We start from the raw sequence: 13,318 nt of genomic DNA on the forward strand, positions 1-13,318 counted from the left end.
CACGATCATGCGCACGGCCCTGATCAGTGACATCCACGGCAATCGCGAGGCGCTGGAGGCCTGCCTGGAGCACGCCGATCGCGCCGGCGTCGACGCCTACGTGTTCCTCGGCGACTTCGTCGGCTACGGCGCCGATCCGGTGTTCGTGCTCGACACCGTGATGGACTTCGCCACGAAGGGCGCCGTCGCGGTGCTGGGCAACCACGACGCCGCGGCGGCCGGCGCCCGCACCGACATGAACGACGACGCGGCGGCGGCGATCGCCTGGACCCGCACCGTGCTGTCCGACGCTCACCGCGACTTCCTCGCGCGGCTGCCGCTGGCCGTCGAGAAGGGGACGACGCTCTACGTCCATGCCGATCCGAGCGATCCGGCCGGCTGGGGCTACGTCACGGATCTCTACTCGGCCTCGCGGGCGCTCGTCGCCACGCGGGCGCACGTCACCTTTTGCGGCCACACCCATGTGCCGAGCCTGTTCCACATGTCGGTGACGGGGAAGTTCGCGAGCTTCGATCCCGTCGACCGCGTCGAGATCCCGCTCACCCAACGCCGGCGCTGGCTCGCCGTGATCGGCTCGGTCGGCCAGCCGCGCGACCGCAATCCGGCGGCGTGCTACGCCATCCTGGACGACGCGACCGACGTGCTCACCTATGTCCGGGTGCCCTACGACATCGACAGCGCCGCCCGGAAGATCATCGAGGCCGGCCTGCCGGTCGGCCTCGCCTACCGGCTCTACGAGGGGTACTGAGCGTGCCGCGAATTCCGCTCATTCCCGCGAAAGCGGGACTCCAGATTCCTTGCCGTGTCGCCCCTGGGTCCCCGCGTTCGCGGGGACGAGCGGGTCGTGACTTCCGGCGGGCGCCACCTGCGGTCATCCCCGACCAGGATCGCCGCTCGTGATCAACGTGCGGTCGCTGGCGCCGGGGCAGGTGGTCGACGGCTTCAAGCTGGAGCAGCAGCTCGAGCCGGGCGGCATGGCGGACTTCTGGCGGGTGTCGCGCGACGGCGAGGCGATGCCGCTGATCATGAAGATCCCGCTGCTCCGCCGCGGCGAGGATCCGCTCACCATCGTCGGCTTCGAGCAGGAGCAGATGATCCTGTCGCGGCTGTCCGGGGCGCACGTGCCGCGCTATGTCGCCGCCGGCGACTTCGAGCGGCCCTACATCGTGATGGAGTTCGTCGCCGGGCGCCCGTTGAAGAACCTGCTCGCCGACACGCCGCTGCCGGCCGCCGAGGTGGCGAAGATCGGCGCCGCGATCGCCGAGGCGCTGCACAGCATCCACCGCCAGCACGTCACCCATCTCGACCTCAAGCCCTCCAACATCATCCTGCGCGACGACGGCTCGGCCGTGCTGATCGACTTCGGCCTGTCGCGTCACGACCAGCTCCCCGACCTGATTGCCGAGGAGTTCGACGAGCCGGTCGGCACCGGCGCCTATGTGGCGCCCGAGCAGGTGCGCCGCTTCCGCGGCGATCCGCGCAGCGACATCTTCGCGCTCGGGGTGACGCTGTATTTCCTGGCGACCGGCGAGCGCCCGTTCGGCGAGCCCGAGCGCGAGTCGGAGTGGCGCCGAAGGCTGTGGCGCGATCCGTTCCCGCCGGCGCGCTGGAACGCGCTGGTGCCGCCGTGGCTGCAGGAGATCATCCTGCGCTGCCTGGAGATCGACCGCGACGACCGCTACTCGTCGGCGGCGCAGCTGCGCTTCGACCTGCAGCATCCCGACGGCGTGCCGCTGACCGAGCGGGCGGTCCGGCGCGATCGCGACGGGATGCTGACCGTGCTGTCGCGCTGGCTGAAGGTGCGCAACGCGCCGCCCCTGCGCATGCGCAGCATCGCCGGCGTCATCGACCGCTCGCCGATCGTCATGGCCGCCGTCGATCTCTCGGCCGGCGACGATCTCGGCGACGCCATCGCCGCGGCGTTGCGTCGCGTGCTCGCCACCGTGCCGGACGCGCGCCTCGCCTGCGTCAACGTGCTCAAGGTGTCGCGCCTGGCGCTCGACCCGATGGAGGACGCGCACGGCCGCAATCCGCATCTGCAGCGTCTCGTCGAGCTGAAGCACTGGGCGCGGCCGCTGCCGGTGTCGACCGACCGCATCACCTATCACGTGTTCGAATCGCCCGATCCGGCGGCCGCGATCGTCGATTACGCGCGCAACAACAATGTCGATCACATCGTGATGGGGGCGCGCGGCTCGTCCTCGCTGCGGCGGTATCTCGGCAGCGTCTCGGCCCAGGTGGTCGCGCAGGCGCCCTGCACCGTGACGGTGGTGCGCCGGTCCGCCACGGCCGACGAGACGTCCTCGGCTCCGGCGTCCACCGCGGAGGCGCCGTCGGCCGGAGAGTAGGGAGCGACGTGGCGATCGTGCGGAACAGGTGTCGGGTGGCCGGGTTGTCGGGGCACAGGGCGACGCTCCGCCCTGGCAGTTTCACCGACCATGGAGGCATTCCGATGATCCGCAATCTCGTGGCCGTTGCGGCCGTGAGCGGCCTGATGATGACGACGGCGCTCGCCCAGGCCCCCGCCACCACCACGACGCCCAGCACCAACGCGCCTGCCGCCGGCAGCTCGAGCTCGGGTGCGATGGGCTCGGCCACCAGCAACCCGTCCTCGGCCGTGATCACTCAGCAGAGCGCCAATCAGTGGCTGGCGTCCAAGTTCATGGGCACCGACGTGATGGGCACCGACAACAACAAGATCGGCGACGTCAGCGACGTGCTGTTCGACAAGTCCGGCAAGGTCGACGCGCTGATCGTCGGCGTCGGCGGCTTCCTCGGCATCGGCCAGAAGGACATCGCGCTGCCGGTGTCGGCGTTCCAGGTGATCCCGGCCAACAGCGGCCAGAACAACTCGAGCTCGGATCAGCTCCGCCTGTCGATGACCAAGGACCAGCTCCAGCAGCAGGCCGAGTTCAAGACGATGAACGACAGCAACCGGACCACGACCGGCTCCGGCGCGACCGGTGGCGCGACCGGTGGTGCGACCGGTGGCGCGACGACCACGCCGCGCAACAACATGGGCACCGGCTCGGGCGCCGCGACCGGCACGCCGAACCGCTGATCGCGTTCCGATCCGAAACTGCGAAAGGCCCGGAGCCCGCTCCGGGCCTTTCGTCGTCTCTTCGAGCCGTGGTAGGGCGGTATCTGCGATGCCGGGGACGACGGCGGCGACGTCCGCCATCGAACGGCGCCGCGGGGCGGACGACGCTCGCATGAGAACGCGGATCAAGGTGTGCTGCATCTCCTCCGTCGAGGAGGCCAGGATGGCGATCGCCGCCGGCGCATCTGCGCTCGGTTTCGTCGCCGAGATGCCGAGCGGCCCGGGCGTCATCGCCGACGATCGCATCGCCGAGATCGCCGGCGCGGTTCCGCCGCCGGTGTCGCGCTTCTTGCTCACCAGCCGCACCGCGCCGGCCGACGTGGTGGCGCACGTCGCCGCCTGCCGCGTCGATACGGTGCAGCTCGTCGATGCCGTGCCGGTCGACACCTACGCGGCGCTCCGACGTGAGTTGCCGCATGTCCGCATCGTTCAGGTACTGCATGTTGAAGGGTCCGACGCGGTGGCGCAGGCGCGCGCTGTCGCGCCTCTCGTCGATGCGATCCTCCTCGATTCCGGCCGTCCCTGGGCGGCGCTGCGTGAGCTCGGCGGGACCGGACGTGTCCACGATTGGGCGATCAGCCGCGACGTGGTGACCGCGGTCGCCGGCACGCCGGTGTTTCTCGCCGGCGGTCTCGGCCCGGACAATGTGGGCGCCGCGATCCGGATGGTCCGGCCGTTCGGGATCGACCTGTGCAGCGGAGTCCGCATCGGCACGCGGCTCGATGCCGCCGCGCTCGCTCGTCTCGTCGCGCGGGTCGGCGCTGCCGATGCGGGGCTGGGAGATGCCGCGATCGAATCCTGTCGGAGTGCCCTCGAATGCCGACGTTGAGGCCCGATTCGCCGCTGGTCGCGGAAGTCTTCGCCTCGCCCAACCACGAGCCGCGGGCCGGCCGGGGCGGCACGGCCGGCCCCGACCTGCTGCTGCTCCACTACACCGGCATGGCGTCGACCAGCGAGGCGATCGCGCGACTGTGCGACCCGGACGCCAAGGTGTCGTGCCACTATCTGGTCCGCGAGGACGGGGCGGTCGTGCAGATGGTCGCGGAGGCGCGGCGCGCCTGGCATGCCGGTGTGTCGTGCTGGGCCGGCGACAGCGACGTCAACTCGCGCTCGATCGGCATCGAGGTCGCCAATCCGGGGCACGATTTCGGGCTGCCGCCGTTCCCGGCCGTCCAGATCGAAGCCGTGGTGGCGCTCTGTCGCGACATCCTGGCCCGGCACGCGATCCTCCCGGCCCGGGTGCTGGCCCATTCGGACGTCGCGCCGGCCCGCAAGCAGGACCCCGGCGAGGCGTTTCCGTGGGAGACGCTGGCCCGCGGCGGGGTCGGCCTGTGGGTGCCGCCGGCGCCGCTCGACACGCCGGGGCAGACGCTCGGGCCATCGAAAACGGGCGGCGAGGTCGCCGCCCTGCAGGCGGCGCTCGCGACCTATGGCTACGGGGTGCCGGAGAGCGGGCGCTACGACGAGGCGACCCGGCTGGTGGTCGCGGCCTTCCAACGCCACTTCCGGCCCGCCCTGGTGGATGGGATCGCCGATCCCTCGACCCGGGAGACCCTCGCGGCGATCGAGGCGAAATCGGATTCACTCTTTGGCGGTAGTCTGGCGTGACGAGTTGCGGTCGCCCGCCGAATTAGGTCGCCGAGTTCACAAGTCCTGTTGCGATGCAGCAATTTTTTACCGAGGATTCCGTCAGTACTCTTCCCGATGTCAGAGCCACCGCCGCGGTGGCCGACCTAAGGAATGAACCGATGTCCGAGAAGCTCACCCGTACCGACGCCGCCACGTCCGCCCAGAAGGGTGGCAAGAAGGGCTTCGTCGCCCGCGCCATCCAGTCCTTCGTGAACTCGGCCTACAACAGCCACTACATGCCGCACATGTGAGGCTCGGCCAGCCGCGCCCGGATCCCCCGGTCGGGCGCGGCGGCCGGCTCGCAACTTGCTGCGGCGGCGCGCCGGCGGGTGCGTCAGTCCTCCGCGGTGCCGCTGTCGGCGGTCACAGGGGTCTCGGCCTTCGGCCGGTCGAGCCGCGTGCGCCACGGCGCATCGGCGAATCGCGCGACCAGAAAATCGATGAACACCCGCACCTTGAGCATGCGGTGCCGGCCCTGCGGGTAGACGGCCGAGATCGGGATCGGCTCGACCATGTGATGCTGGGTGAGAAGCGGCACGAGCTCGCCCCGTCGCACCGCATTGCCGACCAGGAGATCGCTCAGGTGGACGAGCCCGGCGCCGCTCACCGCGAGGCGGAGCGCCGCCTCGGCGTCGTCGACCACCAGCCGCCCCTCCGCCTCGAAGCTGCGAATCGCGTTTCCGTCCCGGAACGGCCAGTGATTGATGGACGGCACCGAGCTCAGCACGATGCAGTCGTGCTGCGCGAGGTCGTCGGGGGTCTGCGGGATGCCGCGCCGCTCCAGATAGCGCGGGGCCGCGTAGATGCCGCGCTCGGTCGCGGCGAAGCGGCGCGCCACCAGCGAGCGGTCGGCGATCGGCCCGATGCAGATCGCCACGTCGGCGTTCTCGACCAGGTTGTCGACCCGGTCCGTCACCGTGATCTCGATCTCGATCTCCGGATAGCGGGTCAGGAAGTCGGGCAGGGCGGCGGCGAGCTCGTGCAGCATGAAGGCGCTGCCGGTGTTGAGCCGCAACTTTCCACGCGGTGTCGTGGAGGCCCGAGCGACCTCCGTCTCGGCGTCCTCGATGGCGGTGAGGATGTCGCGAGCCCGCACCAGATAGGTCTCGCCCTCGGGCGTGAGGGCGAGCCGTCGGGTTGTGCGGTGCAGCAGCCGGACCCCCAGCCGATCCTCCAGACGGGACACCAGCTTGGACACGGCCGAGGGGGTGAGGCCGAGATCCTCGGCCGCCGCCGAGAAGCTGCCGCGCTGAACCACCTGCACGAAAGCCCGCATGTCGCTGACCTGATCCATCAGCCGGCGCTCCTCACTCGGTCCCCCAGTTCCAAGGTGGTTGTCTTCCGAGACCAATGATTCATCAGGGTTTTTCGGCTACGAGAAGCCCAACGACACGCTGAAGGCCTGCTTCCATGACACTCTTCGAACTCCGTGGTCCCGCCGAGCTGGTGGAGACCGAAACCCGCCGTTCGGTTTCGCTCGGCCGCCTGCTGCTCGGCCTGCTCGATCGCTTCCGCGGCGCACACTACGACACGATCGCAGCGCGGCAGAACCGCCGCCCGATCGCCACCTGGACCCCCAACGGCTGGGTCTGACCCTGGTCCGGCCGTGCCGACCCGGCGGCGTCGCGCGCTGCCCCGCCTTCGCCGCTTCGGCCCGAGGCCCGACGGGACATCCCGCCGGGCCTTTTTCATGACCGGGGACGGTCGTCAAGAAGCTCCGGATCATTGTTCATCTGATGCGATGCATCATTGCGCGACGACGAGCATCACGCTTGCATCGTTGCGGCGGGAGGAGCGCAAGGGAAATTCGATCCCACGCGTCCAAGATCGAATTCCGGACCGACTGATTATCGGCCGCTCGCTCCTGAATATCATACCCGTCGTGGTCATTCGATCGGGAGAACCACCATGCATCCCCGCCATCCGCTGTCGCATGCCGCCGCCCAGGGTCTGCTCGCCCGCGCCCAGTCGGGCCGGCCGGTCGGCCTCTCGACGCTCGCGAAGGCGGGGTACTGCGCGGCCGGGGAGTTCTTCCGCGAGTCGTTCCGCGCCGCCCAGTTCACCCCGTCGCCATTGCGCGTGCGGCAGAAGCTGGCGGCCCCCCGGATTCTCGGCCGGTCCCTCTAGAGGGTATCCCCGCGAGGTGACCTCCGACTCGCGGGGAGGCGCTTTCGAGATCGGCCGCACTGCCGGTGTGGGGAGGCGAGGCCTTGACGTCGCAGCCTCGTCTCCCCATTCCTGGTCCGTCAGTCGGCCGGACGGCCGTCCCGGCGATCACCGAAAGGTGGCCGGGGAGGAAAGTCCGGGCTCCATGGACCAACGGTGCCGGATAAGGTCCGGCGGGGGCGACCCCAGGGACAGTGCCACAGAGAATAGACCGCCTGCGGCCGCGTTGCGTTTTGGCCGTCGGCAAGGGTGAAACGGTGCGGCAAGAGCGCACCGCGCGTCCGGCAACGGAAGCGGCACGGCAAACCCCACCGGGAGCAAAACCGAATAGGGACGGCGTGGAGGCCGGTTCGTCTGGGTTCGCCCGGGCGGGCTCGTCTCCGGATCGGTGTCCGGATCCAGCCGTCCGGGTAGGTCGCTCGAGGCGCCGGGCAACCGGCGCCCCAGAGGAATGGCCGTCACGCGGAGGCAGCCTTCACGGGTCACCTCCGCCCTACAGAACCCGGCTTACAGGCCGGCTGATCGTTTGGGGCCCGGGCGGGAGATCGCTCGGGCCTCGCCCGTTTCGGAGCGCTCGAAGCAGGGACGGGAATCATCAGGCGGCGGCGTCGCGCGGCGGGTTCGTGACGGCGGGCAGGCCGGCGAGGCGGCCGGGCAGCGCCGCCATGATCCGCCGGCGCTCGTCGTCCGAAAAATCCGACCACTCGGCGATCTCGGCGAGCGTGCGGCCGCAGCCGAGGCAGAAGCCTGTCGCCCGGTCGACGGTGCAGACCTTGTTGCACGGAGTCTCGATCGCCATTCGCCACCTCCGGTCCCGCATCGCACCTTAATGCAACGCGGCGCGCGAGTCCCGGCGCGCGATTTCCCGTCGTCCGGGCAGAACGCGTCGGTGGGTACCTCCGTGCGCCGGTCGATCGCGCAACTCGGAACGAGGTCGGGAGCCCCACGTTTCCTCGGCAGTCGTATCGAGCAAGGAGGCAGACGATGCGGACGAAGGTTCTTCTCGGAGCGCTCGCGCTCGTGGTCGCGGCGCCGACCCTGGCGGCGGCCCAGAACGACCCGGTCAGCGGTGCGGCTCAGGGGGTCGAGCGCGGCGCCACCACGGGCGGCCCGGTCGGCGCGATCGTCGGCGGGGCGGCCGGTGCGGTCGGCGGCGCCGCCAACATGGTGCTCGGGCCGCCGCCCGCCGAGGTGCGCACCTATGTGATGCGCGAGCGGGTGCCGTCGGTGGCGGTCGAGGAGCGCGTGGTGGTCGGGCAGCCGCTTCCGCCGCGCGTCAAGCTGCACAGCGTGCGCGGCCACGACGCCTACTCCTACGCGGTCGTCAACGAGCGCCGCGTGGTGGTCGACCCGCGCACCCGCCGGGTGATCGAGATCTACGAGTAAGCGCTTCGCGGACCACGTGCTGAATCGAAACGCCCGCCGGGAGAGGTTCCCGGCGGGCGTTTTTTGTTCTTGTCGTGAGTCCTGAAGGCGCCGGTCTCATCTCACCTCTCCCCGCGCGCGGGGAGAGGTCGGACTTTGCGCCGGCAGGCGCGAAGTCCGGGTGAGGGGGCGTCTCGTGGATACGGAAGCGCCCCTCATCCGACTCGCCGCTCTCGCGGCGAGCCACCTTCTCCCCGCGCGCGGGGAGAAGGTCGCGGCGCCGCGGCGAGCGCGTTCGTCCTCACATCTTCTTATAAGACTCGATCACCGCTGCTCCGTCCGGACCGGCCTTCTTCAGCCAATCGGCGGTGAGCTGGTCGCCGATCTTGGTCAGGCCCGCCTTGAGCTCGGGGCTCGGCGGCAGCACCTTCATCTTGTTGGCCTTGAGCTGCTCAAGGTACCAGGTCGCCTTCTCCTCGGCCATCTTCCAGCCGCGCTCCTCGGCGACCGCGGCGGCCTTCAGCAGGGCCTCCTGGGTCGGCTTGTCGAGCGCGTCGAACGCCGCCTTGTTGACGAAGGTGATGTTCTTCGGGATCCACGCCTGGGTGTCGTAGTAGTGCGTCATGGTCTCCCAGGCCTTGCTGTCGTAGCCGGTCGAGCCCGACGTCATGAACGCGTTGACGACGCCGGTCGCCAGCGCCTGCGGCAGCTCGGCCGCCTGGATCGTCACGGCCTGGGCGCCGACCAGCTCGGCGATCCGGTTGGTGCCGACATTGTAGCCTCGCCACTTGAGGCCCTTCATGTCCTCGACCTTCTCGATCTCCTTCTTGGCGTAGATGCCCTGCGGGCCCCACGGCACCGCGAACAGCACCATCAGGCCCTGCGCGGCGAGTCGCTTCTCCACGGCGGCGCGGCTCGCCTTCCACAGCTTCAGCGACTGCGGATAGCTGGTGGCGAGGAACGGGATCACGTCGATGCCGAAGATCGGGTCGTCGTTCTCGTGGATCGAGATCAAGACTTCGCCGGCCTGCGCCTGGCCGGTCTGGACGGCGCGCTTGATCTCCGGCGCCTTGAACAGCGAGGCCGCCGGATGCACCGTGATCTGCAGCTTGCCGCCGGTCGCGTCCGTGACGTCCTTGGCGAAGGCCATCAGGTTGACGGTGTGCGGATTGTCGATCGGGTAGGCGGCCGGCAGGTTCCACTTGGTCTGCGCGGCGGCCGGGCCGGCGAGCGTGAGGGCGGCGGCCGCGGCCGCCAGGGCGAGCATCGCGAGGCGTTTCGTCATCTCGTGTCCTCCGTTGAACGTTCAGCGTCGGTGAAGTCGTTACTTGGTGAAGGCCATCTCGGGCAGCACCATCACGATCTGCGGGAAGATCGTGATCAGCGCCACCGCGGCGACGAGCAGGAAGAAGAACGGGATCGAGGCGCGCGCCACCGTGTAGGAGTCCTTGCCGCTCATCGTCTGCAGCACGAACAGGTTGAAGCCGACCGGTGGCGACACCTCGGCCATCTCGACCACCAGCACGACGAAGATGCCGAACCAGACGAGGTCGAAGCCGGCCTGCTTGACCATCGGGATCACCACGGCGGTGGTGAGCACGATCATCGAGATGCCGTCGAGCGCGGTGCCGAGCACGATGTACATCACGGTGAGCGCCGCGATCAGGGCGTAGGGCGAGAGGTTCAGGGCGCCGACCCATTCGGCGAGTGCCACCGGGATGCCCGTATAGGCCATCGCGGTGGAGAGATAGGACGCGCCGGCGAGGATCAGCATGATCATGCAGGTGACGCGGGTCGCCCCCATCACGCTCGCCCAGAACGACTCCCAGGTGAGGGCGCGGTGCCACGCCGCGATGGCGAGCGAGCCGAGCACGCCCCAGGCGGCGCATTCCGTCGCCGTCGCCCAGCCGAGCAGCAGCGACAGGAAGACGAGCAGGATGAGCAGCGTCAGCGGGATCAGTTTGCTCGACTCGGCGAGCTTTTCCCGGAGCGGCATCGGCGGATCGGCCGGTGGCGTTTTCTTCGGGTTGAGCAGCGACCAGACGATCAGGTAGCCCGAGTACAGCACCATCACCAGGAGGCCGGGCAAAAAGCCGGCGAGGAAGACCTGGATGATCGAGACGTTGGCCGCGACCGCATAGACCACCATGGTGATGGACGGCGGGATGAGAATCCCGAGCGTGCCGGCGCCGGCGAGCGAGCCGAGGCTCACCATCTCGTCGTAGCCGCGGCGCTTCAGCTCGGGCAGCGCGATCTTGGCGACCGTCGCGCAGGTCGCGGCCGAGGAGCCCGACACCGAGCCGAAGATGCCGCAGGCCAGCACGTTGACGTGCATCAGCCGGCCCGGCAGCCAGTTGAGCCACGGGGCGAGGCCGCGGAACATCTCGTCCGACAACTTGGTGCGGAACAGGATCTCGCCCATCCAGATGAACAGCGGCAGGGCGGCGAGCGACCACGAGGCCGAGTTGCCCCAGATCGTGGTGGCGAGGACGCTGCCGGCCGGGATGTTGCCGCCGACGAACTGCATGCCGACGAAGCCGCAGGCCATCAGCGCGACGGCGATCCACACGCCGCCGGCGAGCAGCACCGCGAGGAGGAGTAGCAGCAGGGCTGCGATCTCGAGAAGCTCCATCGCGGCTGCCTCAGACGCCGCTCTGGATCGCCTGCTCGACGACCTCTTCGGCGGTCGTCGGCTTCGGCTTCTCGTAGCGCGGCGCGCGGCCGCCGACGACCCAGACGAGCTCGTCGACGAGGGCGATGGCGAGGATCACGAGGCCCGACGTGAAGCCGAGCTGCGGGATCCACAAGGGGATCGCCAGCACGCCCTGGGTCATGTCGAGGAAGCGCCAGGAGTCGTAGGTCATCACCACGGCGTTCCAGGCGAAGAAGCCGACGAAGCCGCAGCCGACGACGAGGGCGGCGATCTCGATGGCATGGCGCGTCCGGCCGGAGATGTTGTCGATCAGCAGCCCGACCCGGATCATCTCGCCGGACCGGAACGTGTGGGCGAGGCCGAGGAACGCCATCGCGGCCATGCACCAGGAGACGATGTCGTCGCCGGCCGGGACGTTGATCCCGAGCGGGCGGCCCGCCGACAGCACCATCATCAGGACGAAGATGAGGATCAGGAAGCCGCCGGCCAGCCAGCCGGCGACGAGATAGAGCGTATCGAGCGCGGTACGGATCATGACGGGATACTGGGTCCGGCGGGTTGTGTCGGCGCGAGCCCTCATCCTGGTCCGCGCCGGGCCGTCCGTGCAAGGGCGGCGGCGGCACACGACGAAGGTCGCGCGGGGTGTTTCGCAGCCGCGAGGTCAAGCAAGAGTCGAGCCAGGGAGCGGTATCGCGGGACGCGCTTCACCTCTCCCCGCGTGCGGAGTTGCACCTCTCCCCGCGTGCGGGGAGAGGTCGGGGTTCGCGCCGGAGGCGCGAAGTCCGGGTGAGGGGGCGCCACCGCGAGTCTCCGCTGCGTGGAAACGCCCCCTCACCCGCCGCCCTTCGGGCGTCGACCTCTCCCCGCCAGCGGGGAGAGGTGTCCCTACCGCGACGCCGCCGCCTTGCTCTTCGGCGCGGCGAACAAGCCGAGGTCGATGGCGTGGCCCATCACGTGATAGCCGGTGCGGTTCGGGTGCAGGCGGTCGCCCTTGCCGCCCGTGGTGCTGTCGGGGACGAACTCCTCGCGCAAGCCCCCGGACGACGGGTCGAGGGTCGCGGCGTCGAAGTCGATCACGGCGTCGAACACGCCCGGCTTGCGAATGTGGTCGTTGAGGTCGCGCCGCTTCTCGTCCTGCTCGACGAAGCCGTGCGCCGGCGAGGTGCTGCCGAGCGCCGACACGACCGTGGCGCCGATCAGCTTGATGTCGGGGCGCTCCTTGCGCAGCCGCGCCAGAACCTCGTCCATCGCGGTCCGCACCGTCTCGACGCTGGCATTGCCGTTGCGGCTGAAGTCGTTGGTGCCCTCGAGCCAGATCAGGGCGCGCACGCCCGACAGCGCCAGCACGTCGCGGTCGATGCGGGTCCTGGCGCTCGGTCCGCCCGGGAACGGCTTCTGCGGGGAGTACTCGGCCGGACCGGCGATCTGGTTGCCGCCGATGCCGGCGTTCACCACGGCGACGCGGTTGCCGTAGGCGGCCTTGAGCCGCCGCGACAGCACGTCGGGCCAGCGGTCGTCGACGTTCATGGTCGAGGCGGTGCCATCGGTGATCGAATCGCCGAAGGCGACGACCGCGAACGTGTCCGCCGGCGCCTTCATCTCGACCGCGTCGAGGAAGAACCACGACGATGTGCCGTAGGGGAACGCCGCCTCGCCCTCCTCGTGGCCGTGGGCGCCGCTGCCCGGCGCCGAGACGTAGGAGGTCTGCAGCGCCTTGGCGTGCCAGGTCATCGGCCCGCTCTCGCCGACGACGTGAAAGCTCACCGCGAGCTTTCGCCCGGCGAGCAGCGGATCGTCCGGGTTCTTCACGAAGGCGAGCCGCACCGGGTCGCTCCACGTCGACTCGCCTGGCGGGATCGTCACGCTTCCCTTGCCGCCGAACGTGACCGGCCGGTTCGAGCCCTTGACCAGCGCCGGGCCGCCGAGCTGCAGGCCGGCATGGACGCCGTCGAGCGTCAGCGGCTTCGTCCCGAACATGTTGGAGAAGCGCAGGCGCGCCTCGCGGCCCCAGATGTCCGGCCGGACGACGAGCCGCAGGGTCTGGTCGCGGGCGCCGGCCTCCGGCGACGGGAAGGCGAAGCGCTGGTCCGGCTGGGCGGACGGGTTGCCGACCGGGTAGGGGCCCTGCACCGAGCCGGTCCAGCTCACCACCCAGTGCTCCTTCTTCGCGGCGGCCGCGGCGGGACCGGCCGGCAGGAGGAGCAGGACGGCCAAAGCGACCAGGACGGGGCAGGCGACGAGGCGGGAGAAGACGGTCCGGTCGGCGGGGCTCGGCATGGCGATGTCCTCGTTGGGCTGTCTTTTGCGTTCGGGGCCGCGCCCCCGACCGAGGTCGGACGGGCTCCGGGAGGACTATAGGCGAGCGCCGTGGCGCCGCTATCGCGGCGTGCACCGCGCAATTCGAA

General features: G+C 70.0%; 15 protein-coding genes and 1 other RNA gene. 10 read left to right on the plus strand and 6 right to left on the minus strand.

Annotation, left to right across the window (positions count from 1 at the left end):
- Positions 1–7 precede the first annotated feature (7 nt).
- From ABTU92_RS15600 to ABTU92_RS15625, 6 genes are all read left to right on the plus strand, one after another.
- Positions 8–748: a metallophosphoesterase family protein gene (locus ABTU92_RS15600; RefSeq protein WP_408092195.1), complete on the plus strand. Its 741-nt coding sequence runs from the start codon at positions 8–10 to the stop codon at positions 746–748.
- A gap of 148 nt (positions 749–896) precedes the next feature.
- A complete protein-coding gene (locus ABTU92_RS15605; protein WP_408092197.1) occupies positions 897–2,348 on the plus strand; it encodes a protein kinase domain-containing protein in 1,452 nt (483 codons plus the stop codon).
- 104 nt (positions 2,349–2,452) lie between these two features.
- Entirely contained in the window at positions 2,453–3,061 is a 609-nt protein-coding gene (locus ABTU92_RS15610) for a PRC-barrel domain-containing protein (protein WP_408092199.1), read from the plus strand.
- Positions 3,062–3,212: 151 nt separating this feature from the next.
- Positions 3,213–3,929, plus strand: coding sequence for a phosphoribosylanthranilate isomerase (locus ABTU92_RS15615; protein WP_408092201.1), 717 nt, complete (start codon positions 3,213–3,215; stop codon positions 3,927–3,929).
- Complete coding sequence (locus ABTU92_RS15620) at positions 3,917–4,708, plus strand: N-acetylmuramoyl-L-alanine amidase (protein ID WP_408092203.1); 792 nt, start codon at positions 3,917–3,919, stop codon at positions 4,706–4,708. The genes ABTU92_RS15615 and ABTU92_RS15620 overlap by 13 nt, the downstream gene beginning before the upstream one ends.
- A gap of 140 nt (positions 4,709–4,848) precedes the next feature.
- Positions 4,849–4,980: a hypothetical protein gene (locus ABTU92_RS15625; RefSeq protein ID WP_408092205.1), complete on the plus strand. Its 132-nt coding sequence runs from the start codon at positions 4,849–4,851 to the stop codon at positions 4,978–4,980.
- 83 nt (positions 4,981–5,063) lie between these two features.
- Here the strand turns inward: ABTU92_RS15625 and ABTU92_RS15630 are convergent, their stop codons facing one another.
- Positions 5,064–6,023, minus strand: a complete 960-nt coding sequence (locus tag ABTU92_RS15630; protein WP_408092207.1) for a LysR family transcriptional regulator — start codon at positions 6,021–6,023, stop codon at positions 5,064–5,066.
- Between the two features lie 116 nt (positions 6,024–6,139).
- Here ABTU92_RS15630 and ABTU92_RS15635 point away from each other — a divergent pair, with 116 nt between their 5' ends.
- The 3 genes from ABTU92_RS15635 to rnpB all read left to right on the plus strand — a co-directional run bounded on the left by ABTU92_RS15635 (position 6,140) and on the right by rnpB (position 7,421).
- The gene (locus ABTU92_RS15635) at positions 6,140–6,322 is read left to right on the plus strand and encodes a hypothetical protein (RefSeq protein WP_408092209.1); all 183 of its coding nucleotides are present in this window, start codon (positions 6,140–6,142) and stop codon (positions 6,320–6,322) included.
- A 315-nt stretch (positions 6,323–6,637) separates the two neighbouring features.
- Positions 6,638–6,856, plus strand: a complete 219-nt coding sequence (locus tag ABTU92_RS15640; RefSeq protein ID WP_408092211.1) for a hypothetical protein — start codon at positions 6,638–6,640, stop codon at positions 6,854–6,856.
- A 119-nt stretch (positions 6,857–6,975) separates the two neighbouring features.
- Positions 6,976–7,421: RNase P RNA component class A (rnpB, locus tag ABTU92_RS15645), an RNA gene on the plus strand.
- Between the two features lie 69 nt (positions 7,422–7,490).
- Here rnpB and ABTU92_RS15650 read toward each other — a convergent pair.
- Positions 7,491–7,694: a DUF1289 domain-containing protein gene (locus ABTU92_RS15650; protein ID WP_408092213.1), complete on the minus strand. Its 204-nt coding sequence runs from the start codon at positions 7,692–7,694 to the stop codon at positions 7,491–7,493.
- Between the two features lie 185 nt (positions 7,695–7,879).
- Here ABTU92_RS15650 and ABTU92_RS15655 point away from each other — a divergent pair, with 185 nt between their 5' ends.
- Entirely contained in the window at positions 7,880–8,281 is a 402-nt protein-coding gene (locus ABTU92_RS15655) for a DUF1236 domain-containing protein (RefSeq protein ID WP_408092215.1), read from the plus strand.
- 280 nt (positions 8,282–8,561) lie between these two features.
- On the opposite strand, the gene ABTU92_RS15660 is transcribed toward ABTU92_RS15655, so the two are convergent.
- The 4 genes from ABTU92_RS15660 to ABTU92_RS15675 all read right to left on the minus strand — a co-directional run bounded on the left by ABTU92_RS15660 (position 8,562) and on the right by ABTU92_RS15675 (position 13,190).
- The gene (locus ABTU92_RS15660; protein ID WP_408092217.1) at positions 8,562–9,545 is read right to left on the minus strand and encodes a TRAP transporter substrate-binding protein; all 984 of its coding nucleotides are present in this window, start codon (positions 9,543–9,545) and stop codon (positions 8,562–8,564) included.
- Positions 9,546–9,584: 39 nt separating this feature from the next.
- Positions 9,585–10,892: a TRAP transporter large permease gene (locus tag ABTU92_RS15665; RefSeq protein WP_111359326.1), complete on the minus strand. Its 1,308-nt coding sequence runs from the start codon at positions 10,890–10,892 to the stop codon at positions 9,585–9,587.
- 10 nt (positions 10,893–10,902) lie between these two features.
- Entirely contained in the window at positions 10,903–11,448 is a 546-nt protein-coding gene (locus tag ABTU92_RS15670; protein ID WP_111359325.1) for a TRAP transporter small permease, read from the minus strand.
- Positions 11,449–11,798: 350 nt separating this feature from the next.
- Positions 11,799–13,190: a GDSL-type esterase/lipase family protein gene (locus ABTU92_RS15675; protein WP_408092219.1), complete on the minus strand. Its 1,392-nt coding sequence runs from the start codon at positions 13,188–13,190 to the stop codon at positions 11,799–11,801.
- Between the last annotated feature and the right edge of the window lie 128 nt (positions 13,191–13,318).

It is taken from the genome of Rhodoplanes sp. SY1, from assembly GCF_046000175.1.
Lineage (GTDB): Bacteria > Pseudomonadota > Alphaproteobacteria > Rhizobiales > Xanthobacteraceae > Rhodoplanes.

Excerpts from the sequence above, each read along its gene's own strand:
- ABTU92_RS15600 (WP_408092195.1), top strand. The coding sequence starts at position 8 with ATGCGCACGGCCCTGATCAGTGACATCCACGGCAATCGCGAGGCGCTG.
- ABTU92_RS15610 (WP_408092199.1), top strand. The coding sequence starts at position 2,453 with ATGATCCGCAATCTCGTGGCCGTTGCGGCCGTGAGCGGCCTGATGATG.
- ABTU92_RS15615 (WP_408092201.1), top strand. The coding sequence starts at position 3,213 with ATGAGAACGCGGATCAAGGTGTGCTGCATCTCCTCCGTCGAGGAGGCC.
- ABTU92_RS15620 (WP_408092203.1), top strand. The coding sequence starts at position 3,917 with ATGCCGACGTTGAGGCCCGATTCGCCGCTGGTCGCGGAAGTCTTCGCC.
- ABTU92_RS15625 (WP_408092205.1), top strand. The coding sequence starts at position 4,849 with ATGTCCGAGAAGCTCACCCGTACCGACGCCGCCACGTCCGCCCAGAAG.
- ABTU92_RS15630 (WP_408092207.1), bottom strand. The coding sequence starts at position 6,023 with ATGGATCAGGTCAGCGACATGCGGGCTTTCGTGCAGGTGGTTCAGCGC.
- ABTU92_RS15635 (WP_408092209.1), top strand. The coding sequence starts at position 6,140 with ATGACACTCTTCGAACTCCGTGGTCCCGCCGAGCTGGTGGAGACCGAA.
- ABTU92_RS15640 (WP_408092211.1), top strand. The coding sequence starts at position 6,638 with ATGCATCCCCGCCATCCGCTGTCGCATGCCGCCGCCCAGGGTCTGCTC.
- ABTU92_RS15650 (WP_408092213.1), bottom strand. The coding sequence starts at position 7,694 with ATGGCGATCGAGACTCCGTGCAACAAGGTCTGCACCGTCGACCGGGCG.
- ABTU92_RS15655 (WP_408092215.1), top strand. The coding sequence starts at position 7,880 with ATGCGGACGAAGGTTCTTCTCGGAGCGCTCGCGCTCGTGGTCGCGGCG.
- ABTU92_RS15660 (WP_408092217.1), bottom strand. The coding sequence starts at position 9,545 with ATGACGAAACGCCTCGCGATGCTCGCCCTGGCGGCCGCGGCCGCCGCC.
- ABTU92_RS15665 (WP_111359326.1), bottom strand. The coding sequence starts at position 10,892 with ATGGAGCTTCTCGAGATCGCAGCCCTGCTGCTACTCCTCCTCGCGGTG.
- ABTU92_RS15670 (WP_111359325.1), bottom strand. The coding sequence starts at position 11,448 with ATGATCCGTACCGCGCTCGATACGCTCTATCTCGTCGCCGGCTGGCTG.
- ABTU92_RS15675 (WP_408092219.1), bottom strand. The coding sequence starts at position 13,190 with ATGCCGAGCCCCGCCGACCGGACCGTCTTCTCCCGCCTCGTCGCCTGC.